18 protein-coding genes are annotated in these 24284 nt (G+C 67.9%); 9 read left to right on the top strand and 9 right to left on the bottom strand.

Features of this window, described 5'->3' with window-relative positions; translation table 11 throughout:
• Positions 1–2: 2 nt before the first annotated feature.
• The 3 genes from FB473_RS05635 to mnmA are packed head-to-tail and all read right to left on the bottom strand — an operon-like array spanning position 3 to position 2331.
• Complete coding sequence (locus FB473_RS05635) at positions 3–212, bottom strand: hypothetical protein (protein ID WP_167165466.1); 210 nt, start codon at positions 210–212, stop codon at positions 3–5.
• Between the two features lie 29 nt (positions 213–241).
• Positions 242–1213 (bottom strand): uroporphyrinogen decarboxylase/cobalamine-independent methonine synthase family protein, encoded by a 972-nt coding sequence (locus FB473_RS05630; protein WP_208390451.1) that lies wholly within the window; start codon positions 1211–1213, stop codon positions 242–244.
• A gap of 20 nt (positions 1214–1233) precedes the next feature.
• Positions 1234–2331, bottom strand: a complete 1098-nt coding sequence (gene mnmA, locus FB473_RS05625; RefSeq protein WP_167165462.1) for a tRNA 2-thiouridine(34) synthase MnmA — start codon at positions 2329–2331, stop codon at positions 1234–1236.
• A gap of 250 nt (positions 2332–2581) precedes the next feature.
• On the opposite strand from mnmA, the gene FB473_RS05620 reads away from it, so the two are divergent.
• From FB473_RS05620 to FB473_RS05610, 3 genes are read left to right on the top strand one after another with little or no spacing between them, the layout of a single operon-like run.
• Positions 2582–3496 carry a carbohydrate ABC transporter permease gene (locus FB473_RS05620; protein ID WP_167165461.1) on the top strand — a complete coding sequence of 305 codons (915 nt, stop codon included), beginning with the start codon at positions 2582–2584 and terminating at the stop codon, positions 3494–3496.
• The gene (locus FB473_RS05615; protein WP_167165460.1) at positions 3493–4443 is read left to right on the top strand and encodes a carbohydrate ABC transporter permease; all 951 of its coding nucleotides are present in this window, start codon (positions 3493–3495) and stop codon (positions 4441–4443) included. Before FB473_RS05620 ends, FB473_RS05615 begins: the two co-directional genes overlap by 4 nt.
• 55 nt (positions 4444–4498) lie before the next feature.
• Positions 4499–5848, top strand: a complete 1350-nt coding sequence (locus FB473_RS05610; RefSeq protein WP_243863483.1) for an extracellular solute-binding protein — start codon at positions 4499–4501, stop codon at positions 5846–5848.
• A gap of 75 nt (positions 5849–5923) precedes the next feature.
• Here the strand turns inward: FB473_RS05610 and FB473_RS05605 are convergent, their stop codons facing one another.
• The gene (locus FB473_RS05605; protein WP_341770041.1) at positions 5924–7117 is read right to left on the bottom strand and encodes a cysteine desulfurase family protein; all 1194 of its coding nucleotides are present in this window, start codon (positions 7115–7117) and stop codon (positions 5924–5926) included.
• Between the two features lie 54 nt (positions 7118–7171).
• On the opposite strand from FB473_RS05605, the gene glgX reads away from it, so the two are divergent.
• Positions 7172–9394: a glycogen debranching protein GlgX gene (glgX, locus tag FB473_RS05600; protein ID WP_167165458.1), complete on the top strand. Its 2223-nt coding sequence runs from the start codon at positions 7172–7174 to the stop codon at positions 9392–9394.
• Positions 9395–9458: 64 nt separating this feature from the next.
• Here glgX and FB473_RS05595 read toward each other — a convergent pair whose 3' ends face one another.
• Entirely contained in the window at positions 9459–10508 is a 1050-nt protein-coding gene (locus tag FB473_RS05595) for an LCP family protein (protein ID WP_341770040.1), read from the bottom strand.
• Between the two features lie 39 nt (positions 10509–10547).
• On the bottom strand, positions 10548–13100 hold the full coding sequence (gene glgP / locus FB473_RS05590; protein WP_167165457.1) for an alpha-glucan family phosphorylase: 2553 nt from the start codon (positions 13098–13100) through the stop codon (positions 10548–10550).
• Between the two features lie 138 nt (positions 13101–13238).
• Here glgP and FB473_RS05585 point away from each other — a divergent pair, with 138 nt between their 5' ends.
• Complete coding sequence (locus FB473_RS05585) at positions 13239–15266, top strand: alpha-1,4-glucan--maltose-1-phosphate maltosyltransferase (RefSeq protein WP_341770039.1); 2028 nt, start codon at positions 13239–13241, stop codon at positions 15264–15266.
• Positions 15267–15324: 58 nt separating this feature from the next.
• On the opposite strand, the gene FB473_RS18420 is transcribed toward FB473_RS05585, so the two are convergent.
• Both FB473_RS18420 and FB473_RS05575 read right to left on the bottom strand, forming a co-directional pair.
• Positions 15325–17634, bottom strand: coding sequence for a hypothetical protein (locus FB473_RS18420; protein WP_167165455.1), 2310 nt, complete (start codon positions 17632–17634; stop codon positions 15325–15327).
• Entirely contained in the window at positions 17631–18143 is a 513-nt protein-coding gene (locus FB473_RS05575; protein ID WP_167165454.1) for a hypothetical protein, read from the bottom strand. The genes FB473_RS18420 and FB473_RS05575 overlap by 4 nt, the downstream gene beginning before the upstream one ends.
• 201 nt (positions 18144–18344) lie before the next feature.
• Between FB473_RS05575 and glgB the strand changes: the two genes are divergently transcribed.
• Together glgB and FB473_RS18415 are read left to right on the top strand one after the other, a co-directional pair.
• Positions 18345–20252: a 1,4-alpha-glucan branching protein GlgB gene (glgB, locus tag FB473_RS05570; RefSeq protein WP_167165453.1), complete on the top strand. Its 1908-nt coding sequence runs from the start codon at positions 18345–18347 to the stop codon at positions 20250–20252.
• A gap of 43 nt (positions 20253–20295) precedes the next feature.
• The gene (locus FB473_RS18415) at positions 20296–21114 is read left to right on the top strand and encodes an NUDIX domain-containing protein (protein WP_341770038.1); all 819 of its coding nucleotides are present in this window, start codon (positions 20296–20298) and stop codon (positions 21112–21114) included.
• On the opposite strand, the gene FB473_RS05560 is transcribed toward FB473_RS18415, so the two are convergent.
• Positions 21111–22034: a tetratricopeptide repeat protein gene (locus FB473_RS05560; RefSeq protein ID WP_167165452.1), complete on the bottom strand. Its 924-nt coding sequence runs from the start codon at positions 22032–22034 to the stop codon at positions 21111–21113. The genes FB473_RS18415 and FB473_RS05560 overlap by 4 nt on opposite strands.
• A 91-nt stretch (positions 22035–22125) precedes the next feature.
• Here FB473_RS05560 and pgm point away from each other — a divergent pair, with 91 nt between their 5' ends.
• A complete protein-coding gene (gene pgm, locus FB473_RS05555) occupies positions 22126–23760 on the top strand; it encodes a phosphoglucomutase (alpha-D-glucose-1,6-bisphosphate-dependent) (protein ID WP_167165451.1) in 1635 nt (544 codons plus the stop codon).
• Positions 23761–23813: 53 nt separating this feature from the next.
• Positions 23814–24254, top strand: a complete 441-nt coding sequence (gene mce, locus FB473_RS05550) for a methylmalonyl-CoA epimerase (RefSeq protein WP_167165450.1) — start codon at positions 23814–23816, stop codon at positions 24252–24254.
• Positions 24255–24284 lie beyond the last annotated feature (30 nt).

Genomic DNA, 24284 nt, shown 5'->3' with positions numbered 1-24284 from the left:
CCTCAGGAGATACCCATCAGCAGCTTGTAGAAGAAGTTCCCCAGCAGGAAGAGCGCTGTCACGGCGCCGCAGAACGCACCGGCGACCCACAGGCGCGCCCGCTTCTTCTGGGTGGTGCTGGGCACGCGCCTCGGGCCCCACTCCCCGAGCCGCGGCTGGACGCGGACCGGCGTGTCGCCGTTGAGGTTCAGGTTGCTGAAGAGCTGCCGCATGACACCCAACTGTAGACGCGCCCCGGCCCTCACCGGTGCAGTCGCTCGGCGACCAGTGGTGCGGCCGACCCCAGCCGTTCCAGCACCGCGCGGGCCGCGTCCGCCGGCCAGGTGCCCAGGCCGCACGCGGGTGTGAGGACGACTCCCGCGTCCAACAGATCAGGATCGAGCCCGAGCGGGCGCAGCAGGCCCGCAGCGGCATCGACCAGTCCGTCCACCGGCGGGACGATCACCTGGTCGGTGCGCGCGACGCCGAGCGCGAGCGTGCGCCCCGACTCCAGCCAGCCGCCCACGTCGTCCAGGCTGCGATCGGTCAGGTGGCGGGCGTCGAGGGCCGCTCCGGTGAACCCGGTCCGCTCGATGGCCCCGAGATCGAGACCGGGGGCGCAACAGTGCATCCAGACGCCCTCCACCGCGGGCATTCCGCCCACGGCCTCGACCACCAGGCGCCAGGCCCCCTCCACCTCGTCCCGCCCCGGAGTTCGGTACCGGTGGAGCCCCGAGAACGTCGGCAGGGTGCCGCCCAGCACGGCCGGGGCGGCAGGCTCGTCCAGTTGGACGAGCACAGGACGGCCGAGCCGGGACGAGATCGTCGCGACCCGGTCCGCGACGCCCTCGGCGAGGGCCTGCGCCACGTCACGGCACGCGCCCTCGTCGGCGATCACGTGGTCCATGGTCGGATGGGCCAGCCTCACGGAGGCGGCCAGCGTCCACGGCCCCGCGAAAGCCACCTTGACCGGCGCTGAGGCGTCGAGGGTCAGCTCCTCGATGTCGTCCAGGTCGCTGTGCCACCATCGTTCGGACCGGACCTGGGGAGCACTGACGGCACTCGCGAGGCGCCACCCGTCGGCGTCGAGGACGCACGGCTGGCCGAGCAGGCCGAGCGTCCGCCCGATCATGCCGGACGCAGGGCCGCGCCCCGGCAGCTCGGGCCAGGCGAAGATGTCGGGCAACAGGTCGCGCACGACGCGCACCGTCTCGCGCATGTCATCACCGGGCATCGACCCCAGACCCGTGACCCTCACGCGCGGGCCCCAGCGTTCAGCGCGCGATCGGTGGCGGAGATGACGGCGCTCCCCACCACTCGGTCCGCCTCGTAGCAGATCACGTACTGACCGGGTGCGACGCCACGGCAGGGCTCGTCCAGCTCGATCGAGACCCCGTCGGCGACGGCCTCGATGCTGGCGGGCATGGCCCGGCCGTGTGCTCGTACCTGCACCAGACCGCGCCAGACCCCGTCGGGACGCCCGCCGGTCCATGTGGGACGGATGCCGCGCAGGCGGCCCACCTCGAGTGCCTCCGCCCCGCCGACGACGACCTTCCCCGAGTCGGGATCGAGGTCGACGACATAGCGGGGACGTCCGTCGACCGCCGGGATCCCCAGGTTCAGCCCCCTGCGCTGGCCGATCGTGTACCGGAAGGTCCCCTGGTGGACGCCGAGGTCGGTGCCGTTCTCGTCGACGATCCGCCCTGGCCGCGTCCCCAGCTTCTCGGTGAGGAAGCCCGCGGTGTCGCCGTCGGGGATGAAGCAGATGTCCGTGGAGTCGGGCTTGTCGGCCACGGCCAGACCCAGTGCAGCGGCCTCCGCGCGCACGTCGGCCTTCACCGAGTCGCCCAGGGGGAACAGGCTGTGCGCCAGTTGCTGCTGGTCGAGGACTCCCAGCACATACGACTGATCCTTGGCAGCATCGGCAGCCCTCCACAGCTCCACACCGTCGGCACCGCGCACCAGCCGGGCGTAGTGGCCCGTCGCCACCGCGTCGAAGCCCAGAGCCAAGCCGCGCTCGAGCAGGGCGGCGAACTTGATGCGCTCGTTGCAGCGCAGGCAGGGGTTGGGAGTACGCCCGGACGCGTACTCGTCCAGGAAGTCGTCGATCACGTCAGTGGCGAAACGCTCGGAGAAATCCCAGACGTAGAAGTCGATGCCCAGCCGGTCCGCCACCCGGCGCGCATCGTGGACGTCGGCGAGCGAACAACAGCCCCGTGAGCCCGCACGCTGGGCGAGCGGGGTGCGCGACAGCGCCAGGTGGACGCCCGTCACCTCGTGACCCGCCGCGATCAACCTGGCCGTCGCGACCGACGAGTCGACGCCACCCGACATGGCCGACAAGACTCTCATGCTCCCCCTTCCACCGATGACTCCTCATCGATTGTAGGAAGCCCGACCACCCGACGGCTCGTCCCCGGCCGGTCGTCGCCGCAGACCCGGCCGTCGGGCACCGGCGGGCTAGAAGGAAAACCCTTGTCGACACGATGGTGACGGAGTCGTGAACCCTCGTACAACAATCCCCCAAACCAATGGCGCACCCTGCCAGGACGGTGGTTGCATCTGTTCGGGTTCACACGAGTTGGTCACAGGGAAAGGCCGAATGAGCAATACACCACCGGTCGCAGCACAGGGTTACTGGACGGCGCGAAAGCGGCGGGAGGCCTTGTTGTTCCTCGCCTTCGCCGCGCCGAACATCCTCTTGATCGCGATCTTCACGTACAGGCCGCTGCTGGCCAACCTCAACTACTCCACCCTCGACTGGACGCTCGGCGCGGAGGAAGCCACACGGGTCGGGTTCAGGAACTACGCCGAGTTCTTCACCTCCGGCGACGCCCCGGTGGTGCTCCGGACGACCGCGGTCTTCACCCTCGCCACCGTGGGGGGCTCCATGCTCCTCGGGCTCCTCGTGGCCGTCGCGTTGAACCTCAAGGTCCGCGGCGCACCGGTTGCCCGCGCCGCGGTCTTCGCCCCCTACGTGCTCTCGGGCGTGGGCGTCGGCCTGGTGTGGCTGTTCATCTTCGACCCCGTGTACGGGGCGCTCGCTGCCCTCCTGCGAGCGATCGGCCTGGCCAGCCCTCAATGGATCAACAATCCCGACCTGGCGTTGCTGATGGTCATCATCGTCTACGTCTGGAAGAACCTCGGCTACTGCGCCGTGGTGTACCTCGCGGGCATGCAGGCCGTGCCGAAGGACCTCATGGAGGCCGCGGCCGTCGACGGGGCGGGCCCGATGCGCCGCTTCTGGTCGATCACCCTCCCGCTGTTGTCGCCGTCGTCCTTCTTCCTGCTCATCACGACGCTGCTGAGCTCCCTCCAGGCGTTCGACATCCTCCGGATCATGGTCCCGAGCGGACGCGGCGTCGGGACCCTGATCTACGAGGCCTACCTACAGGCGTTCAGCACCTACAACCGGGCCGGCTACTCGGCGGCGATCTCTGTCGTCCTGTTCGTCTTCCTGCTGCTGGCGACGATCGTCCAGATCCGCTTCGTGGAACGAAAGGTGCACTACGCATGAGCGCGTCACCGACCTCCACCATCGCCCGCCGCGGCAACAGCCCGGCGGAGACATCCCGGCGTCCGGCACGGCCGGATCACCGCGAGCCCGAGCACCGCGCCCAGAGCGGCCATCGGGGTCATCGGCTGGCCACTCGCATCCTCGGCGGATACCTTCCCCTGCTGCTGGCGATGCTCATCGTCAGCCTGCCGCTGCTGTGGATGGTGCTGTCGTCCTTCAAATCACCGTCCGAGATCATCACCACCACGCTGAGCGTGTGGCCCCGCGACCCGTCGTGGGAGAACTACGCGGAGGCGGCCCGTTCGGTGCCCTTCGCCAGGTTCTTCGCGAACTCGGTACTCGTCACGGTGGTGGGCGCCACCATCAAGACGCTGCTGTCGATCCTGACGGCCTATGCCCTGGTCTTCATCCGGTTTCCCTTCAAGAACGTGATCTTCATCCTCATCCTGGTGGCGCTCATGGTGCCGCCGCAGGTCGCGGTGCTGCCCAACTACGCACTCATCGCGTCCCTGGGCGGCCTGAACACCTACTGGGGGATCATCGTGCCGGGGCTGGGCACGGCGTTCGGCACCTTCCTGCTGCGCCAGCACTTCAGCACCCTGCCGAAGTCGATGTTCGAGGCGGCCGAGATCGACGGCGCCGGCCACTGGCAACGCCTGTGGCGGATGGCCGTGCCGATCTCGACACCCAGCATCGCAACCGTCGCCCTCGTCACGATCGTCAACGAGTGGAACGACTACCTGTGGCCCCTGATCATCACCGACAAGCCCTCCATGATGACCCTTCCGGTCGGCCTGACCCTGCTCACCAACACCGATTCCGGCTCCCAGAACTGGGGCGTCCTCATGGCCGGGTCGGTGATCGTGATCCTGCCCATCCTCATCGTCTTCACGTTCCTGCAGCGATACGTCGTCGCAGGGCTCACACAGGGCTCAGTCACCGGCTGAGCGCGAGGAAACCTTCATCCAGAAAGAGAGAGTGCATACAACCATGCCCGCATTCATGAATCGACGCAGCTTCCTCGCGCTCGGTGGGGCGAGCCTCGCCACCGCCGCGCTCGCCAGTTGCGCCGGCCCGTCCACCGGCTCGGGCTCCAGCTCGTCGTCGGCCGCCACCGACTGGACCTCGGTCACCCCCGCCGACTCCATCTCGTGGCTGTCCAGCCACCCCGGCAAGTCCGAGGAGGCCGAGAAGCAGATCATCGAGGCCTTCGAGGCCGAGACCGGTATCAAGGTCGAGCTCATCACCGGCGGCGCGAACTACGAGGAGGTCGCCGCCAAGTTCCAGACGCAGCAGGCCGGCACGGAGATCTCCGACATCGTCGTCGCCTCGGACGTGTGGTGGTTCCGCTTCGCGATCAACGACCAGGTCATCCCGCTGACCCCCGATCTGCTCTCCGCGGCCGGGAACGACACCAGCGAGTACCACACCACCCTGTTCGACGACTACCTCTACGGGGACGATCACTGGGCCGTGCCGTTCGCCCGGTCGACCCCGCTCTTCTACTACAACAAGGCGCACCTCGCGGCTGCGGGCCTGCCGGATCGTGCGCCCGAGACCTGGGAGGAGTTCTTCGAGGAATGGGTCGCCCCGCTGAAGTCGGCCAACGCGTCGACCAGCGGTTACCTCCAGCCGTACCAGTACCCGGCCCTCGACGGCTACGCCGGGTGGACGTTCCAGAACCTCCTGTGGGGACGCGGCACCGGCTGGTCGGACGGCTGGACCATCACGTGCGCCGACGACGCCGCGATCGCCGCGATGCAGCAGGTTCAGGACTCCATCGCCAAGGACGGCGCGGCGGGCGTCTCGTCCAAGAACGCGATCGCCGACCTCGTGGCCGGTGCGGTCAGCGCCACGGTCAGCTCCACCGGCGATCTCGTCGGCGCCCTCAGCTCCGCCAAGGAGAACGGGATCGAGCTCGGGGTCGGCTTCCTGCCCGGTGGCCCCAAGGCCACCACAGGGGTCTGCCCCACCGGTGGTGCCGGCCTGGTCATCGCGAAGAAGACCTCGCCGGAGCGCCAGCTCGCCGCGGCCAAGTTCGTGAGCTTCGCCACCAATGCCGACAACGCCGCTCTGTTCTCCAAGGCGACCGGCTACATGCCCGTGCGCACGACCGCGGACATGTCCGACGTGCTCAGCTCGACGCCCCAGATCGAGGTCGCGATCAACCAGCTCAAGGTCACCAAGAGCCAGGACTACGGCCGTGTGTTCCTGCCCGGCGCCGACCAGGAGATGGCCAAGTCGTGCGCTCAACTCATGAACGAGGGCGCAGACGTGGCCACCACCATGCAGGCGCTGAAGGACACCCTCGAGACCATCTACAAGCGCGACGTCGAACCCAAGCTCAAGTAACACTCCCCCAGCCTGTCGAAGGCCCCTGAGCCTGTCGAAGGCCCCTGAGCCTGTCGAAGGGACGCCGCGTGTCGCTCAGTGCGGCACGCGGCGAGCCCGTTCCACGACGCCCGGCAGCACACCCAGCAGGTGGTCGATGTCGTCGGGTGTCGTCGTCCATCCCATCGAGAACCTGACGCTCGCCCGCGCGGCCGCGTCGTCACGGCCCATCGCCAGCAGGACCTCGCTCGGCCCATGGACCCCGGCCCTGCAGGCCGAGCCGGTGGACGCCCAGATCCCCTGCTGGTCGAGCAGGAACGTGACGTCCTCGGCACTCGTGGCGTCGAACGTGACGTTGACGATCGCGCCGCCGACCGGATCGTCCCCGTTGACGGTCGTCCCGCGAACACTGCCCAGCCCGGCCACGAGGCGCTCCCGCAGCCGCAGATAGCGGTCGGGGTCGTCCGTGAGGTCGTCCACCGCGCGTGCCGCCGCCGCGGCGAACCCGGCCGCGAGCACGGCGGCCTGGGTGCCCGATCGCAGACCGCCCTCCTGGCGTCCGCCCAGCCCCCACGCCGGCAGGGAGACCCCGCGGCGCACGATCAGCGCCCCGATGCCCACGGGCCCGCCGACCTTGTGCGCAGACAGGCTCATGAGGTCGGCCCCGCATTCGCCGAAGCGCACCCGCACCTGCCCCAGCGCCTGCACCGCATCGGTGTGGAACAACGCACCCGCGCGCCCGGCGAGCCCGGCGGCACGGCCCACGGGCTGCACGGTGCCGAGCTCGTTGTTCACCCACATGAGGCTGACGAGCCCCACCGCCGGCGCATCGGCCGTCAGGAGCCGTTCCAGCTCGCCCAGATCGGTCTGCCCGCCCGCGTCCACGGGAATCAGGCCGACGCGCGCACCGAGCAGCCCCGCGGACGCCCCGACGGCGGGGTGTTCGATCGCACCGACCAGGACGCCCGGGCGGTCCTCCCCCCGCGACGCGGCTCCCTGGAGCACGGCGATGGTGTCGGCCTCGCTACCGCCGGAGGTGAACACGACCTCGTCCGGCTGAGCACCCACCAGAGCGGCCAACTGCTCGCGGCTGTCCTCCAGCAGAGCGCGGGCAGCACGCCCGGCGCCGTGAAGCGCGGCCGGGTTGCCGACCATGTCGGCATTGTCGGCCATCGCGGCACGGGCCTGCGGACGAAGGGGCGAACCGGCCGCGTGGTCGAGGTAGCAGCCACTCGGCGCGGTATGGTGATTGGCGCTCACTTTTCGCCGGCGGGCCTCAGCAGAACTCACACCTGTCAGGGTAGCCACCCGTCCGGCGCCGGTACCAAGATCAACGGAGGCGACATGGAACCCGAAGCGCCACGCGACCAGGCCTCCGACCTGCTCGGTGCGCGGCTCACGCCTGACGGCTGTGACTTCGGGCTCTGGGCTCCCCGCGCCGCGCGGGTGGAGCTGGCGCTGGTCTCGCCCACCGGTGAACAGCGCAACATCGACATGCAGATGATCGACGGTGTGTGGCGCACGTTCGTCCCCGGTGTGGCCGCCGAGCAGCTCTACGGCTACCGCATTCACGGAGATTGGGCTCCCGACAAGGGATTGCGGGCCAATCCGGCGAAGCTGCTCGTCGATCCGTATGCGCGAGCCATCACGGCCGGCGTCGACTACTCGGGCCCGATCTTCGACCACACGGAGCACTCGGACTACGAGCCCGACACACGGGACTCCTTCGGCGCGGTCCCGCTCTCGGTCGTCGTGGCCCCCACTCCCCCGCCCGTCCCCGTGGCACGCCGCCGTCCGCTGGACGAGTCGGTCATCTACGAGACCCACGTGGCCGGTTACACCCGCTTGCACCCGGACGTGCCCGAGCACCTGCGTGGCACGTTCGCCGGTCTCGCCTACCCCGCGGTCATCGAACACCTGACGTCGCTGGGCGTCACGGCCGTCGAGTTGCTGCCGGTCCAGCACTTCGTCAGTGAGCCGTTCATCGTCCGGCGTGGCCTGTCGAATTACTGGGGATACAACACGCTCGGGTTCTTCGCCCCGCACGCCGCGTACTGTTCGGTGGGCACGCTCGGCCAGCAGGTGCAGGAGTTCAAGGCGATGGTCTCGGCCCTTCACCAGGCCGGCATCGAGGTGATCCTCGACGTCGTCTACAACCACACGTGTGAGGGCGGCCACGAAGGGCCGACGCTGAGCTTCCGCGGCATCGACCACCGCGGCTACTACCGCTTGACCCACGATCTGCGCAACGACTACGACGTCACCGGGTGCGGCAACTCGCTCGACACCTCGCACATCGACGTGCGCCACCTCGTCCTCGACTCGCTGCGGTACTGGGTGACCGAGATGGGCGTGGACGGTTTCCGTTTCGATCTGGCCACCGAACTGATCCGCGACGTCCACCACCACGTCGACCAGGAGCACCCGCTCAAGCAGGCGATCGCCTCGGACCCGGTGCTACGCGACATCAAGCTGATCGCCGAGCCCTGGGACGTCGGGCCGTTCGGCCACCAGGTGGGACGCTGGGGCCCCGGCTGGAGCGAATGGAACGACCAGTACCGCAACTTCGTGCGGGACTACTGGCGTGGAGCCGGCGGTGTGCAGGAGTTCGCGACCCGCCTGACCGGATCGGCCGATCTGTTCGGGGGCGACGACCGCCCGCCGTCGGCGAGCATCAACTTCATCACCGCTCATGACGGGTTCACGCTGCGCGATCTGGTCACCTACAACACCAAGCACAACGAGGCGAACGGCGAGTCCAACCGTGACGGCTCCGACGACAACCGGTCGTGGAACTGCGGCATCGAGGGCGAGACCGACGATCCGCACGTCAACGCCCTGCGTCGTCGCCAGGTGCGCAACATGCTCGCGACGCTCCTGCTGTCGCGGGGTGTGCCGATGATCACCGCAGGGGACGAGATCGGGCGTACCCAGGGCGGCAACAACAACGCCTACTGCCAGGACAATCCTCTGGGCTGGATCAACTGGGACACCGCCGATCAGTGGCACGACGTGCACGACCTCGCGTCGGACCTCACCCGGCTCCGCCAGGAGCATCGGCTGCTCCACTACGACGACTACCTGTACCACAACGAGGTCCTGGACTCCTCCGGCAACCCGTTGGGCCGCTACAACCTCGCCTGGATGAACGGCTACTCCGGCGAGATGGGCGACCAGGACTGGCAGGATCCGGGACGCCGCCTGCTGGGGATGTACCTGTCGAGCCGCACGGACGCGCTGCTGATCTGGTTCCACAGCGGCGCGGACGCCATTCCCGTGACCATGCCGCCCGTGAACTGGGGTACGGAGTACGAGGTGGTCGCGTCCACGGCCGAGCCTGGTGAGTTGCCCGCGGACGTCCTCCGCCCGGGAGACGCGATGCAGCTTCCGGGACGAACCGTCGCCGTCATGCGCGCACAGGTGTCCTCGGTGGCCGCCCGGCCGGTCGCCGAGGCCCCCGACAGCGAGCAACCCCCCGAGGACCGGCCCACCGGTGACGAACCGGCACCCGACGAATCACCCGAGGACGAGCAGCCCGGCGCGGAGCAGACGGTGGAGCCCGCTTGAGCACCTGCCCGCGTCCGACCTGTGAGGCCGAGACACGGGGCTCAAGCTACCTAACGGTGCCCGTTCACTTGTGCGTCTGCCAGTACTCGTCCATCGTGTCGCCGGCCATGGCCTGACCGAGCTCGGCCAGACCGGCCTCGTCGACGATGTCGATCGCCTGACCGTCCGCGCTGGTCCCGAACCCTGAGATCGGAGCCTGCAGCGAACGGACCCCCTCGCTGCCGGTGAACTTCAGGCTGCGAGCAAGCGACCAGACACTGTCGGTCGTCAGCCCGCTGTCGACCGTCACACACGAGGCGACCTGATCGACCACGTCACCGAACGTGCCGGGGTCGGTGAGCACCTGGGGACTGACCACCTTGTCGATGATGGCCGAGACCACCGCGCGCTGCCGCTCGGCCCGGTCGAGGTCTCCGTTGGGCAGGTCGTAGCGCTCGCGCACGTACGCGAGCGCCTCCTCCCCCTGGAGCGTGATCTGCCCCTGCGGGAAGGTGTATCCGTTCGACGAGCTCGCGTACTTGTTGTCGACGGTCACCCCGCCCAGGGTCGTGGTGAGGTTGATGAATCCCTCGAAGTCGATGACGACCGCATGATCCATCCGCACATCGGTGAGCGACTCCAGCGTCTGGACCGTCAGCGCCGGCCCACCCCAGGCGTAGGCGGCGTTGATCTTGGCCTGACCGTACCCGGGGACCGCCACCCACATGTCACGCGGGAAACTCGTGAGATACACGTGCGAGCGATCACCCGACAGGTAGGCCACCATGAGGACGTCGCTTCGTCCCTCGGAAGCCTCCGTGGAGCGCGAGTCGGACCCCATGAGCACGAACGTCACGGGGCTGTTGTCCGCTTCCGATGTGGGGGCCGACGCGGTGCTGGACGGCAGCAGCGACGGATCACGATCGAGGCTGTCGATCGCGGAGTTGATGCGGAAGAAGAAGTACGCCACCACACCTCCGGCGGCCAGCAGGAGGGCGAGCAGCAGCACGAGAGTGATGACCAGGGCGCGGCGTCCGCGTGTCTTCTTCGGCCGGAGCGATTCGGTCAGACCGAGGCGACCGGCAAGATCGTCGTCGTCGGACGCCCGAGCGGGCGCGTCCTGGCTCTCATCCACAGCAATGCCCTCCTGCCGGCGGCCTGGTCAGGCTTCAGGCTACAGCGCCGCGACCGCCGCCAACCCCATCTCGGAGCGGGAGGCGAGCAACGGGTGGCTCGGCACGACGCGCACCGTGTAGCCGACGAGCCCTGGTGTCTGGCTGGTCGCACGCACCCGGAACAGCACCGCCCCGTCCTCGCCGGTCTCACCGGGACGCTCGAAACGCGTGATGCGCACGTTGCGCAGTTCGTCGGACGCGTCCACCTCTCCCGAGACCAGTTCGACGGCGACGTCGCAGGCGTCCAGCCCGTTCAGCCGCACCCAGGCATCGAACTCGTTGGTGGAGCCGACCTCGACGATGTCGGGCAGGTGCGACTCGATGCGCGTCACAACCACGCCCGGCCAAGCTGCCCGCACCTTGGTCTTCCATTGCGCGAGCTGGGCCGCCGTGTCGTCGGCCAGAACCTTCACGGCGGCGGCCGCCGCGGGAGCGTACAGCTGTTCCACGTAGTCGCGCACCATGCGGGTGGCCATCACCTTCGGCCCGAGTCCCGCGATCGTCGCGCGCATCATCTTGACCCACTCGGCAGGCACACCGTTCGCGTCCCGCGTGTAGAACATCGGGATGATCTCGCGCTCGATGATCTCGTAGAGCGACTCGGCCTCGGCCGCGTCCCGCTCGGCCTGGTTGCCGATCGTCTCGGCGGAGGGAATGGCCCAGCCGAAGGCGGAGTCGTACCACTCGTCCCACCAGCCGTCGCGGATCGACAGGTTGAAGGCACCGTTGATCGCGGCCTTCATCCCCGACGTGCCGCAGGCCTCCATGGGACGCAACGGGTTGTTCAGCCAGACGTCGCACCCCGGGTAGAGCGGGCGGGCCAGCGACATGTCGTAGTCGGGCAGGAAGACCAGCTTGCCCCGTACGTCCTCGGAGTCGGAGAACTGCACCATCTGCTGGATCAGGCCCTTGCCGATGTCGTCGGCAGGGTGTGCCTTGCCCGCGATGACGATCTGGATCGGTGTAGTCGGGTGGTTGAGCAGGGCCTTCAGCCGGTCGGGCTGGCTGAGCATGAGCGTCAGGCGTTTGTAGGACGCGCCCCGGCGCGCAAAACCGATCGTCAGCGTGTGCGGGTTGAGCGCCGTGGCCACCCAGTCGGCGTTCATCCCACGCGCCGCGGCGCTCTTGGCCAGCCGCTCACGGGCCATGATGATCATCTGACCGCGCATCTGGCGCTTCAGCGTCCACACGGTCGTGTCGTCGATGCGGTCGAGCGCCTTCCAGTCCCAGCCGTCGACGACGTTCTCGTCGGTCTCCAGCGGAGATTCCAGCACCTCCCGCAGTTCCGGGTGCACCCAGGTGCGAGCGTGCACGCCGTTGGTCACCGAGGTGATCGGTACCTCGCTCGAGTCGAAGCCCGGCCACAGCCCCTGGAACATCTGCCGGCTGACCTCGCCATGGAGCTTCGACACCCCGTTGGCACGCTGGCCGAGCCGCAGCCCGACGACCGCCATGTTGTAGACGTTCGGGTCGCCGCCGGGATAGGTCTCGGCGCCCAACTCGATGATGCGGTCGATCGGCAGCGGCGCGAAGCTCTGGAACTGCTCGCGCACCTGGTCCTTGCTGAACCGATCGATCCCCGCGGGCACGGGCGTGTGCGTGGTGAACAGCATCCCCGCGCGGGACTTCTCGACGGCGGCATCGAAATCGTCCCCGGTCGTCATGAACTCCCGGATCCGCTCCAGGCCCAGGAAGACCGCGTGGCCCTCGTTGGCGTGGAACACCTCGGGGGCGGCATGGCCGGTGATACGGCAGTACGCGCGGATGGCGCGCACGCCGCCGACGCCCAGCAACACCTCCTGCGCGAGACGATGGCTCGAGCCACCACCGTAGAGCTTGTCGGTGATCAGACGCTCCCGCTCGGGGTTGTCCTCGAGGTTCGTGTCCAGCAGCAGCAGCGGGACGCGTCCCACCTGCGCCACCCACACCTGCGCCTTGGTGAGCACCCCGCGGATCTCCACCTCGATGACCACGGCCCCGGCATCGTCGTGGAGCAGCGAGACCGGCAGTTCGTTGGGATCGAGCAGCGGGTAGCGCTCCTGCTGCCAACCGGACGCGTTCAGGGACTGGATGAAATAGCCGTGGTGGTACAGCAGACCCACACCGACGATCGGTGCACCGACATCGGACGCCGCCTTGAGGTGGTCGCCGGCCAGGATCCCCAGGCCTCCGGAATACTGGGGCAGCACCTTGCTGATGCCGAACTCGGCCGAGAAATAACCGATGGCCGCAGGGGCCTCGGCATGACCGGCCGCGAACGCCTGATACCAGCGATCGCCGGTCAGGTAGTCGTGCAGATCCTCACGCACGATCTCCAGGTTGCGGACGAACCGCCGGTCACCGGCGAGGGTGTCGAGGCGTTCGGGCGACACCTGCGACAGCAGTTTCAGCGGATCGGACCCGACTGCGGCCCACAGGTCGGGATCCACCGCGCGAAAGACCTCGCGCGTTGGCTCATGCCAACTCCAACGGAGATTGCGGGCCAGTTCGGCGAGCGGCCGCAGCGGCTCGGGAAGCACCGGCTGAACGATGAAGCGTCTGATTGCGCGCACGGTCCAAACCCTAACCGAACCAGCGCGGGGGCAGCCGGCCACGCGGCCAGGTTTTCCGCAATCGTCATCAGCCGTTCCCCCGATGGATTCGGGGGCATCCACGCGAAGGCTGCCTCTCGTCCCGCTAGCGTGGGTCGCGTGACTGACTCCGGAAGCACCGCAGCAACACCCAGCGACGCCTCGTCGGCCAATCCTTTCGCCGCCTTCAGGTTCGGCCGGCTGCCGATCGGCAAGACCGCACCCGTCGTCGAGCACGGCGCCTATCCCGCAAAGGCGGTCGAGGACGAGGCCGTGCCCATCACCGCGCGCATCTTCCGCGAGGGCCACGACGCGGTCGGCGCAACCGTCGTCCTGACCGACCCCGACGGCGCCGAACGCCGTGTCGACATGGAGCAGATCTGGCCGGCCGGCCTCGACATCTGGCGTGCGATCGTCCGCATGGAACGCGCCGGGGACTGGACCTATCGCATCGAGGCGTGGGCGGACGACTGGCACACCTGGCACCACAACGCCGACATCAAGCTGGCCGCGTTCATGGACATCGCCCTGGTCTGCGCCGAGGGCAGGGAGTTGTTCGAGGACGCGTCCATCCGCGCCGCCTCCCGGGGCGCGCGGAAGGACGCCGAGATCCTGCACCGGGCCCACGAGCGCATGGACGCCCGAGCCGAACCCGGTGAGTTGCGCAGACTGGCCAACGATCCCGATCTCGATGCGGCGATGATCCGCCACGCGCGCCGACCGCTGACCACCCCGACGGTGGACTTCCCGATCCAGGTCGACAGACGCCGCGCCCTGTACGGAAGTTGGTATGAGTTCTTCCCGCGCTCGCAGGGGGCGCACCGCGACCCGACCACCGGGCAGTGGCACTCGGGCACCCTGGCCAGCAGCCATGCCACCCTGGAGCACATCGCCTCCCTCGGGTTCGACGTGGCCTACATCACACCGGTTCATCCCATCGGGAGGGCGTTCCGCAAGGGCGCCGACAACACCCTGGTCGCAGGACCGGACGATCCCGGCTCACCCTGGGCGATCGGTGGCCCCGAAGGCGGGCACGACGCCATCCACCCCGATCTGGGAACCATGGACGACTTCGACGCCTTCGTCGCCAAAGCCCGTTCACTGGGTCTCGAGGTCGCCCTCGACTTCGCGTTGCAGGCGTCTCCCGATCACCCCTGGGTCGCCGAGCACCCGGAGTGGTTCACCAGACGACTCGACGGCACCATCGCCTATGCCGAGAACCCCCCGAAGAAGTATCAGGACATCTTCCCCATCAACTTCGACAACGATCCCGAGGGCATCTACGACGAGGTGCTGCGGCTGGTGCTGTTCTGGGTGAACCACGGGGTGACCATCTTCCGCGTCGACAACCCCCACACCAAGCCGGTCGCCTTCTGGGACTGGCTGACCACACAGGTGCGCCGAACCCACCCCGAGGTGCTGTTCTTCGCGGAGGCATTCAGCCGCCCCGAGGTGATGCAGACGCTCGCCAAGGTCGGTTTCCACATGAACTACACGTACTTCATCTGGCGCAACACCAAGGAGGAACTGTCGGAGTACCTGACGGAGCTCTCACAGGAGACCGCCGACTTCCTGCGTCCCAACTTCTTCGTCAACACCCCCGACATCAACCCGCTGTCGGTGCGCTCCGGGATTCCCGCGGCTTTCGCGATCCGGATGATCCTCGCCGCGACGATGTCGCCCAACTGGGGCATCTACTCCGGCTACGAGTTCTTCGAGTTCGAGCCGCTGAAGGCTGGCGGCGAGGAGTACCTCCACTCGGAGAAATACGAGTATCGCCCCCGTGATCTCGACGCTGAACCCAACCTCAACACGTTGATGGCGAGGCTGAACGAGATCCGCCGCGTCCATCCCGCTCTTCAGCAGCTGCGCGGGACCACGGTCCTGGAGACGACCAACGACCAACTGTTCGCGTTCGTCAAACACGACCGCGACGATTTCGTGCTCGTCGTGTGCAGCCTCGATCCGGAGGAACAGGTCTGCGGCGAGGTTCTCGTCGACCTGGAGGATCTCGGCCTTGCCGCGGACGACATGCTCGGCGTCCACGACGAACTGAACGGGGGAAACCATGTGTGGGGAGCGCGCAACTACGTGCGCCTCGACCCGGCGTCCCCGGCCCATATCTTCACGGCCAACGCCCGCAGGTAGAACCGCGGCTGTTCCTGCGGCCCGCATGTCGCTCACGCGGGCCGCAGGAAGATGTGCCTCAGCCCACCTTCACCGAGTTGGTCGACTTCGTCCAGGTGAGCGTGCCGCCCTGGAACTTCTGTGTGGCGCCCGTGCTGGTCGTGGTCACCGGACCGGTCGGGTAGCCCAGGGAGCCCGCCTCGTAGCCGTGTGCCAGCCAGTACGACCGGATGGCGCCGTAGGTCTCCCAGGCGCCGGTCGACGACGTCCAGCTGATCGCACCGTTCTGGAAGTTCTGGTAGCAACCGCCGTTCTTCGTCCCGCAGACCGGCGCACCTGTCGGATATCCGAGGACGCCCCGCTCGAAGTCGGTCGCCTGCCACCGGGTCCGGATAGCGCCGTAGGTCTCCCATGCGCCGGTCGACGGCGTCCAGCTGATCGCACCGTTCTGGAAGTTCTGGTAGCAGTTCACGTTCCCCGCGGTCCAGTTGCAGACCTCCTCGGCGATCGGGGAGCCGAGCGTACCGCTCTGTCCTCCGATGGCAAGCCATCTCTCGTTCATGTCGCCCAGCACCCTGAATGTACCTGCCGATGACGTCACCACGGTGCCGCCTTGGAACTCCTGACTTGAGTTCGAGAGGGACGACGACGCGTTCTTCGCGGTGGACGACGATGCTGTCGTGACCCCACCGGTCGGATACCCCAGGGTCCCCTCCTCATACCGCTGAGCCGCCCAGTAGGAGCGAATCGATCCGTAGGTCTCCCAGGCGCCGGTCGACGAGGTCCAGCTGATCGCACCGTTCTGGAAGTTCTGGTAGCACCCGCCGTCCTTCGTCCCACAGATCTGGGGCCCGATCGGGTAGCCCAGTGCTCCGGACTCGAATCCTAGATCCTCCCAGCGATAACGAATGCCTCCGTAGGTCTCCCAGGCGCCGGTCGACGGCGTCCAACTGATCGCACCGTTCTGGAAGTTCTGGAAGCAGTTCACGTTCCCCGCGGTCCAGCTGCAGACCTCCTCGGCTATCGGTGCGCCCAGGGAACTGGATGCGCCCCCGATCGCCTGGTAGCGAGCACCCATGTCGCCCAGCACCTCGAACGTGCCCGCGGATGACGTTCCTACCGTGCCGCCCTGGAACTGCTGGCTGGAACCCGCCGAGGAGGTCGTCACAGCGCCGACCGGATACCCGAGTCCGCCCTCCTCATACAGCTGTGCCGCCCAGTAGGAGCGAATCGACCCGTAGGTCTCCCATGCGCCGGTCGACGGCGTCCAGCTGATCGCACCGTTCTGGAAATTCTGGTAGCAGCCACTGTTCTTCGTCCCACATGTCGGTGCGCCGATCGGGTACCCGAGCACGCCGTGTTCGAAGTTGAGCGCCTGCCACCGGCCACGGATCATGCCGTACGTCTCCCACGCTCCGGTCGACGGCGTCCAACTGATCGCGCCGAGTTGGAAGTTCTGGTAGCAGTTCACGTTCCCCGCGGTCCAGTCGCACACTTCCTCGGCGATCGGGGATCCGATGGTCCCCGATTCCCCGCCGATCGCTTGGTACCGGGCGCCCATGTCGCCCAGTACCGTGAACCCGGTCGGGTTGCCGAACCAGTTGTTGTAGAAGACCCAGAAGTTGCGGTTGCCGTAGGCAGAGCAGGAGTCGCCCGAGCCGTAGAGGTCGTTCAGCGCGGCCTGGTTCGGCGTATAGGGCGTGTAGATGTACAGCAGGCGTGTGGCGTCGTTGCGGATGTAGACGCGCTTGGTCCCGCAGCTCGAGCTGGGGTTGTACAAGATGCTGTTCCAGCCGAGCTGGTAGGCGTACCACGAGGGGTTCTTCAGGTACAGCTTCAGCTGACGGGCCCCGTAGTACACCTGATACAGGAACCCCTCGTACTGCGAGTCGCAGGGTGCGGTGTCGGGGCAGCCCATGCCCATCGCGGAGGTGTAGGAGTACTTGTACGGTGCCGTGCTCGTGACGAGGGCCTGCTCCTTCTGGAGCATCACCAGCAGCACCTTCGGGCTGATCCCGCACGACAGGCCCACCTGGGCGATGATCTGGGCGGCGCTCATGGTGCCGCTCGGCATACCGCTGCAGTACGAGTCGCCGGAGAGCCCGGCCGACCACTGGGAGTAGTTCTTCAGGCACGGCATGCCGTTGGCCGCCGAGCAGTACGACACCTTCGAGTTCAGGAACGACTGCACCTGATCGGCGGTCATGGAGTCCGAGTCGAAGAAGTTCGCATCGGAGATGATGTAGCCGTCCTGGAAGTCGGAGCCACTGAGCGCCTGCGCCTGTTGTGAGGACGTCGTGACCTGCATGAGCGCGATCAGCGCCGCGAGCACGGTGATGACCGCGGCGAACCTCCGTGCTCCTGATCCGAATCGAACCGTTCGTGTCACTGCACATTCACCTCCACGGGGTCGGATTGCCCGACGGACGAGTTCGACGAGTAGGACAACACCAGGGACCAGTTACCCGACGGCAGTTCCAGACTGACCAGACCGCAGTTCGTGGACCCGTTGGCGGAATGCCCCTGGGTCGTCCCGGTGATCGTGTTCGAGCCGCTGCTGGCGGTCAGTGTGCATGTCCCCGAGTCCTCGGAGACGCCGGTCACGATGCCCGCCCCGTGTGCGCCGCCGTCGTCGGAGCCGTAGTTCACGAGGACCACTGCGACCGCCTGTCGCCCGTCCGACCCGACAGTTCCGGTCGCGCTCGGTGCCGCGGACTGGTTCTCCACGGACGGCTCGGGGGTCGAGGTGGACGATGCGTCCTGCGTCGTCTCCCCGCCGCTGGGCTCGGGCGTGTAGGACGACGTCTGGACGCCCGACGACGAGGCGCTGACCGAGGACGCCGAGGAGTTCGCGGTCGGGTCCTGGGCGCAACCTGACACCACGATTGCTGACGCCACTACGACTGCTGCAGCTGGGATGACTCGTGGAAGATGCACGCCAAGCAGTGTAGGGCGCACATCTGCGTCATGCCCGCGTCCCTCGACGGCACCTTGAGGGTTGGCTACGGGCGTCGTACCGGATTTGCATCCCACGGACGGTCGCAGGCCATGATGGGCCATCATCGGAAGGGTCAGGCTCGTCACCAGGAAGGCATGCCGATGCACGACAAGTTCGGGAACCTCGCAGGATGGGATCTCGAGGGGTTCCAGTCGGGTGGCGACACCGAGGCGTGGCGCCGGCTCGGCAGCCACGTGATCACCGTTCACGACGACGAGTCGGGTGACCTGCGCGGCACACGTTTCGCGGTCTGGGCACCGAACGCCCAGCGCGTGCAGGTGATCGGCGACTTCAACTGGTGGCAGGGCGACGACCTGGCGCCCGTCGAGGGCACCGGCGTGTGGGCCCTGTGGAAGCAGGACGTGTCCGAAGGAGCGCGGTACAAGTACAAGATCCAGCACACCGACGGCACCTGGCAGGAGAAGGCGGACCCCTACGCCCGCTTCGCCGAGACTCCCCCGGGCAACGCGTCCATCGTCTGGGAATCCTCCCGGGCATGGGGCGAGGCGGAGGACGACTGGCTCGACCGTCGCGCGCGGACCGACGTCTACGAAAGCCGCATGAGCATCTACGAGATCCATCTCGGCAGTTGGCGCACGGGGCTGACCTACCTGGAGCTGGCCGAGCAACTGCCGCCGTACCTGACGTGGCTCGGCTATACCCACGTGGAGTTCATGCCCGTCATGTCGCATCCGTTCGTCGGCAGCTGGGGTTACCAGGTCACCGGCTATTTCGCACCGGACGCCCGCCTGGGCACCCCGGACGACTTCCGCCGTCTCGTGGAGGCGCTGCACGCCGCCGGCATCGGGGTCATCCTCGACTGGGTGCCCGGCCATTTCCCCAAGGACGACTGGGCGCTGGGCCGGTTCGACGGCACCGCACTGTACGAGCACGCCGATCCCCGCCAGGGCGAGCAACTCGACTGGGGCACCTATGTGTTCAACTACGGTCGCAACGAGGTGAAGAGCTTCCTGGTCTCCAACGCCCTCTACTGGGTGCAGCAGTTCCACATCGACGCGTTGCGCGTCGACGCGGTGGCCTCGATGCTCTACCTCGACTACTCACGCCCCGAGGGCGGCTGGGTGCCGAACAAGTACGGCGGTCGCGAGAATCTCGAGGCGATCGACCTTTTGCGCTACGTCAACCGGCACCTGTACGAGCGCGCTCCGGGGGTCGTCATGATCGCGGAGGAGTCGACGAGCTTCGCGGGAGTCACATCGCCCACCACGAGCGGAGGGCTGGGGTTCGGCTTCAAGTGGAACATGGGCTGGATGAACGACTCTCTGCGCTATCTCAACCTCGACCCGGTCTATCGCCAGTACCACCACAACGACCTGACGTTCGCGATGATGTACGCCTACTCCGAGCGGTTCATCCTGCCGATCAGCCACGACGAGGTCGTCCACGGCAAGGGGTCGATGATCAACAAGGTTCCGCAGGACGACTGGCGCAAGTTCGCGACGCTGCGGGCCTTTTACTCCTTCATGTGGAGCTTCCCGGGCAAGCAACTGCTGTTCATGGGACAGGAGTTCGCCCAGCGTCCCGAGTGGAACGAGTCGCAGGGACTCGAGTGGTGGGTCGACGGCTTGTGGGGGCACAACGGGGTGCGCCAGTTGATCCGCCGCCTCAACAGCCTCCAGGCCGCCCACCCGGCCCTGTACCAGCTCGACTCCGATCCCGCGGGCTTCCAGTGGATCAACGCGGACGACGCCGCTCACAACACCTACAGCTACGTGCGGCTCAGTCGCGAGGGCGAGTTGATCGCCTGCATCACGAACTTCTCCGCCGAGCCCTATCCCCGCTACCCCGTCAACCTGCCGCGTGCCGGCCGGTGGCGCCAGGTGCTCAACACCGACCTGACGGACTTCGACGGCAGCGGCGAGTTCGACAACCCGGACGACATCGTGGCGACCCCGCACAGCACCGACGAGCACTCGTGGGCGTGGGCGTCGGTGTGCGTCCCGCCGCTGGCGGCCGTCTGGCTGCAATACGTCCCCGGGGAGGATTGAGCGTCGCGCCCCCGGCGCCTGTGGCCCGCGCTACCGTGGGGGCGTGCCGGAACAGTTCTCGATCAATGTCACCCTCGACGACGAGGGAATCGGCATCGTCGAATGGTCCGGGCACACCGATCAGAAGACCCTGGACGAGGCGCTGAGTCTCGCCGCGGACGACGCCCTGATCGCGCAGGGAGCCCACCGGCTGGAAGTCCAGGTGCCCGCCTGGGACCGGATGGCCGTCCGCGCGCTGCACAATGCCCGGTTCCGCCGCGAGGGCGTCCGGCGCCGGGCGATCCGCGACGACAGCGGTGAACTCGCCGATGTGCTCTGCTACGCCCGCCTGGCCGTCGACCAGGTCTACGGGCCGGCCGGTTTCACGGGCGTCATGGACTCGGTTCTGCCCAAGCACCGTGTGATAGGGCACGTCCTGTTCCGGGACGAACAGGGACGCGTCCTGCTCGCGGAGACGACCTACAAGACCGACTGGGAGCTACCCGGAGGGGTCGTCGAGCCCGACGAACCACCGAGGGTCGGCGCCGAGCGGGAAATCGTCGAAGAGCTCGGCATCCACGTGCAGCTGTCGCAGCCGCTTGTCGTCGACTGGATGCCCCCCTACCTCGGATGGGGCGACGCGGTCGAGTTCATCTTCGACGGCGGCGTGCTGGACGAGGCGACACGCGCCCGCATGCGTCTGCCGGAGACCGAGATCCGCGCTTTTCACTGGGTGGAGCCGGATGACGTCGCCCCGCACGTGTACTCGTTGTCGGCGCGCAGGCTGGCCCGCCTCCTCACCTGGTCCGATGCCGACGGGGCGAGGGCCTTCTACACCGAGGACGGGCGCGAGGTCGAGGCCTCCGATCCGTCCGGTTCCTAGAACAGCGCCATCGACAGGGCCCTGCGGCCCTTCTTGACGGCCGGATCGGTCGGCGCCAGGGTCTCGAACAACTCGACCAGGCGCACACGGACGCGCTCCCGGTCGTCGTCGGTCGTGCGCCGGACGACACCGACCAGCCTGTCGAACGCGTCGTCCGCGCGCCCCATGAGCAACTCGAAGTCGGCCGCGGCCAACTGGGCGTCGATGTCGTCCGGGCTGGCCTGTGCCGTGCGCAGAACGCTCTCGTCCGCGTCGGCGGTGCGAGCCAGCAGAGCGGCCTGCGCCCGACCTGCCAGGGCCTCGGCGTCGCGCGGATTGGAGGCGAGCAGTTTGTCGAACTCGGCCACGGCCGCCTGGTAGTCGCCTCGCCCGAGCGCGTCGTCGGCTGCGGCGAACCGGGGATCCGGGGCTTCGGCGGCGTCGGCGTCCGCGGATGCGGCCCGCGCGGGAGCGGGCTGCGGCTGGGCTCGTCCCGTCAGCCCGTTCGCCACCGCGATCTCGACGATCTGATCGACCACCGCCGAGACGTCGGCCTTGTCGCGTGTGCCCTGGAACAGGGGCACCAACTGGCCTGCGATGAGCGCCAGGGCGGTGGGCACCGCGCTCACCCGGAGGGCCTGGGCGATCCGGGGCTGGGTGTCGACGTCGACGATGCCCAGCTGGAGCCGCCCCTGCTGGGCGTTGACGAGCTCGGACAGATCGGTCGTCAGCTGTTGGCCGGACGCGTCGCGCCCGGAGACGAGCAGCAGGACCACGGGATAGAGCATCGACTGCTGGGCGAGCTGTTCGAATCCCGCTTCGGTGACCTCCACAACGTAGCCGCCTCCGCTCCGGGAGGGGGCCTGGGCACTGGCCTGGGCGGTCAGCCCCGACAGGTCGACGGCGCCGGGGCGCGAGAAGTTCTGGTCAGCAGTGGTCATGGCTCACATTGTTCCACCTGCGGCCAGAAGCTGGTGCGATCGGGCGCAGCCAGGCTGGGCGCGGCGCCCGCCGAAGGGGCAAGATAAGGGCATGGCTCATCCACGCGCCGGGCAGCCGGCCGATCCCTCGGATCTCATCGACGTCGACGAAGTCATCGCGGCCTACTACGACCGGATCCCCGACCCGTCCGACCCCGACCAGATGGTCGTCTTCGGCACCTCGGGCCACCGGGGCTCCAGCCTCGACACGGCCTTCAACGAGGCACACATCGCGTCCATCACCCAGGCGATCGTCGAATACCGTGCCGGTCAGGGCACCACCGGTCCCCTGTTCATCGGCAAGGACACCCACGGCCTGTCGCTACCCGCGTGGAAGACGGCGATCGAGGTGCTCGTCGCCGCCGGCGTGGAGGTGCTGGCCGAGCGCGAGGACGAGTACACGCCCACCCCGGCGGTCTCGCGCGCGATCATCCGCTACAACCGGGAGCATGCGGACGGGCCCGCAGCCGACGGCATCGTCGTCACCCCCTCGCACAATCCGCCGCGCGACGGCGGCTTCAAGTACAACCCGCCGAACGGTGGCCCGGCCGACACGGATGCGACCAGCTGGATCGCACGGCGCGCGAACGAGCTCATGGCCGACTTCCGCACGATCAGCCGGGTGCCCTACGACCGGGCTGCTCCGCAGGTCGTCCGGTACGACTACCGCACCCCGTACTGCCAGGAGTTGTCCCTGGTGGTCGACATGGACGCGATCAGGGCGTCCGGCCTGCGCATCGGCGCCGACCCGATGGGCGGCGCCTCCGTGCAGTACTGGCAGCATCTGGCCGGCACCCAGCTGCCGAACCTCACGGTCGTGAACGAGGTCGTCGATCCCACGTGGTACTTCATGACGCTCGACACCGACGGCAAGATCCGCATGGACTGCAGTTCGCCGGACGCGATGGCCTCACTGGTGGCGAACAGGAGCCACTACGACATCGCCACCGGCAACGACGCCGACTCCGACCGCCACGGCATCGTGACCCCCGATGCCGGCCTGATGAATCCCAATCACTACCTGGCCGTCGCGATCCAGTACCTGTTCGGTCACCGCCCCGGCTGGGCACAAGGAACCGCCATCGGCAAGACCCTGGTCTCCAGTTCGATGATCGACAACGTGGCGGGCCTGCTCCGCCGGACGCTGGTCGAGGTGCCTGTGGGCTTCAAGTGGTTCGTCCCGGGCCTCATCTCCGGAGACATGGGGTTCGGTGGCGAGGAATCGGCGGGGGCGTCCTTCCTCGAGACGAACGGTGCGACGTGGACGACCGACAAGGACGGTCTCATCTGCGACCTGCTCGCGAGCGAGATCACCGCCGTCACGGGCAGCACGCCCAGTCAGCACTACCAGCGCCTCGTCGATCAGTTCGGCACCTACCACTATGCGCGCATCGACTCGGAGGCGAGCCGCGAGCAGAAGGCCCGCCTCAAGGCACTTGCCGCGGACGACGTGGCGGCCACCCAACTGGCCGGTGACCCCATCACCCACGTGTACACGAGTGCGCCCGGCAACGGCGCCTCGATCGGCGGCATCAAGGTCACCACGGCAGCCGGCTGGTTCGCGGCAAGGCCTTCGGGCACCGAGGACAAGTACAAGATCTACGCCGAGAGCTATCGCAGCGCCGAGCACCTGGCGGAGATCCAGGTGGCCGCGAAACAGGTGGTGGCCGACGCTCTGGGGAGCTGACGGAGGAGGCACCCACACGCCCTTCGCCCGAGGGCGTGTGGGACAATCTGGGCATGGATAACTCAGACCTGTTCACCTGCATCGACCATGTGGCCTATGCCTGCCCGGACGCCGATGAGGCCGTCGCGTACTACCAGGAGACTTTCGGCTGGCACGAGCTGCACCGCGAGAGCAACGACGAGCAGGGCGTCCTGGAGGTCATGGTGGCCCCGGCCGGGGAACTGACGGAGCACATGACCCAGATCCAGATCCTCGCCCCGCTGCGCCCCGATTCCACCGTCGGCAAGTGGCTGGAGAACAACCGCCCCGGCCTGCATCACATGGCGTGGCGTACCGACGACATCGACACGGTGTCCGCGACCCTGCGCTCCCGTGGCGTCCGGCTGCTCTACGACGAGCCCAAGCACGGCACCCACAACTCCCGCATCAACTTCATTCACCCCAAGTCCGGCAAGGGCGTCCTGATCGAGATCGTGGAGCCCGCCAAGCACTGAGGCGCCAGGCTCACCCGGTGTGTGCCTCGC

The sequence above is a fragment of the Brooklawnia cerclae genome (assembly GCF_011758645.1).
GTDB classification, from domain to species: domain Bacteria; phylum Actinomycetota; class Actinomycetes; order Propionibacteriales; family Propionibacteriaceae; genus Brooklawnia; species Brooklawnia cerclae.
The sequence above is the reverse complement of the archived record's forward strand: the minus strand, read 5'-3'. Positions and strand labels throughout refer to the sequence as shown.

Coding starts and splice junctions, on each gene's coding strand:
- FB473_RS05635 (WP_167165466.1), bottom strand. CDS start 212: ATGCGGCAGCTCTTCAGCAACCTGAACCTCAACGGCGACACGCCGGTC.
- FB473_RS05630 (WP_208390451.1), bottom strand. CDS start 1,213: ATGCCCGGTGATGACATGCGCGAGACGGTGCGCGTCGTGCGCGACCTG.
- mnmA (WP_167165462.1), bottom strand. CDS start 2,331: ATGAGAGTCTTGTCGGCCATGTCGGGTGGCGTCGACTCGTCGGTCGCG.
- FB473_RS05620 (WP_167165461.1), top strand. CDS start 2,582: ATGAGCAATACACCACCGGTCGCAGCACAGGGTTACTGGACGGCGCGA.
- FB473_RS05615 (WP_167165460.1), top strand. CDS start 3,493: ATGAGCGCGTCACCGACCTCCACCATCGCCCGCCGCGGCAACAGCCCG.
- FB473_RS05610 (WP_243863483.1), top strand. CDS start 4,499: ATGAATCGACGCAGCTTCCTCGCGCTCGGTGGGGCGAGCCTCGCCACC.
- glgX (WP_167165458.1), top strand. CDS start 7,172: ATGGAACCCGAAGCGCCACGCGACCAGGCCTCCGACCTGCTCGGTGCG.
- glgB (WP_167165453.1), top strand. CDS start 18,345: ATGCACGACAAGTTCGGGAACCTCGCAGGATGGGATCTCGAGGGGTTC.
- FB473_RS05560 (WP_167165452.1), bottom strand. CDS start 22,034: ATGACCACTGCTGACCAGAACTTCTCGCGCCCCGGCGCCGTCGACCTG.
- pgm (WP_167165451.1), top strand. CDS start 22,126: ATGGCTCATCCACGCGCCGGGCAGCCGGCCGATCCCTCGGATCTCATC.
- mce (WP_167165450.1), top strand. CDS start 23,814: ATGGATAACTCAGACCTGTTCACCTGCATCGACCATGTGGCCTATGCC.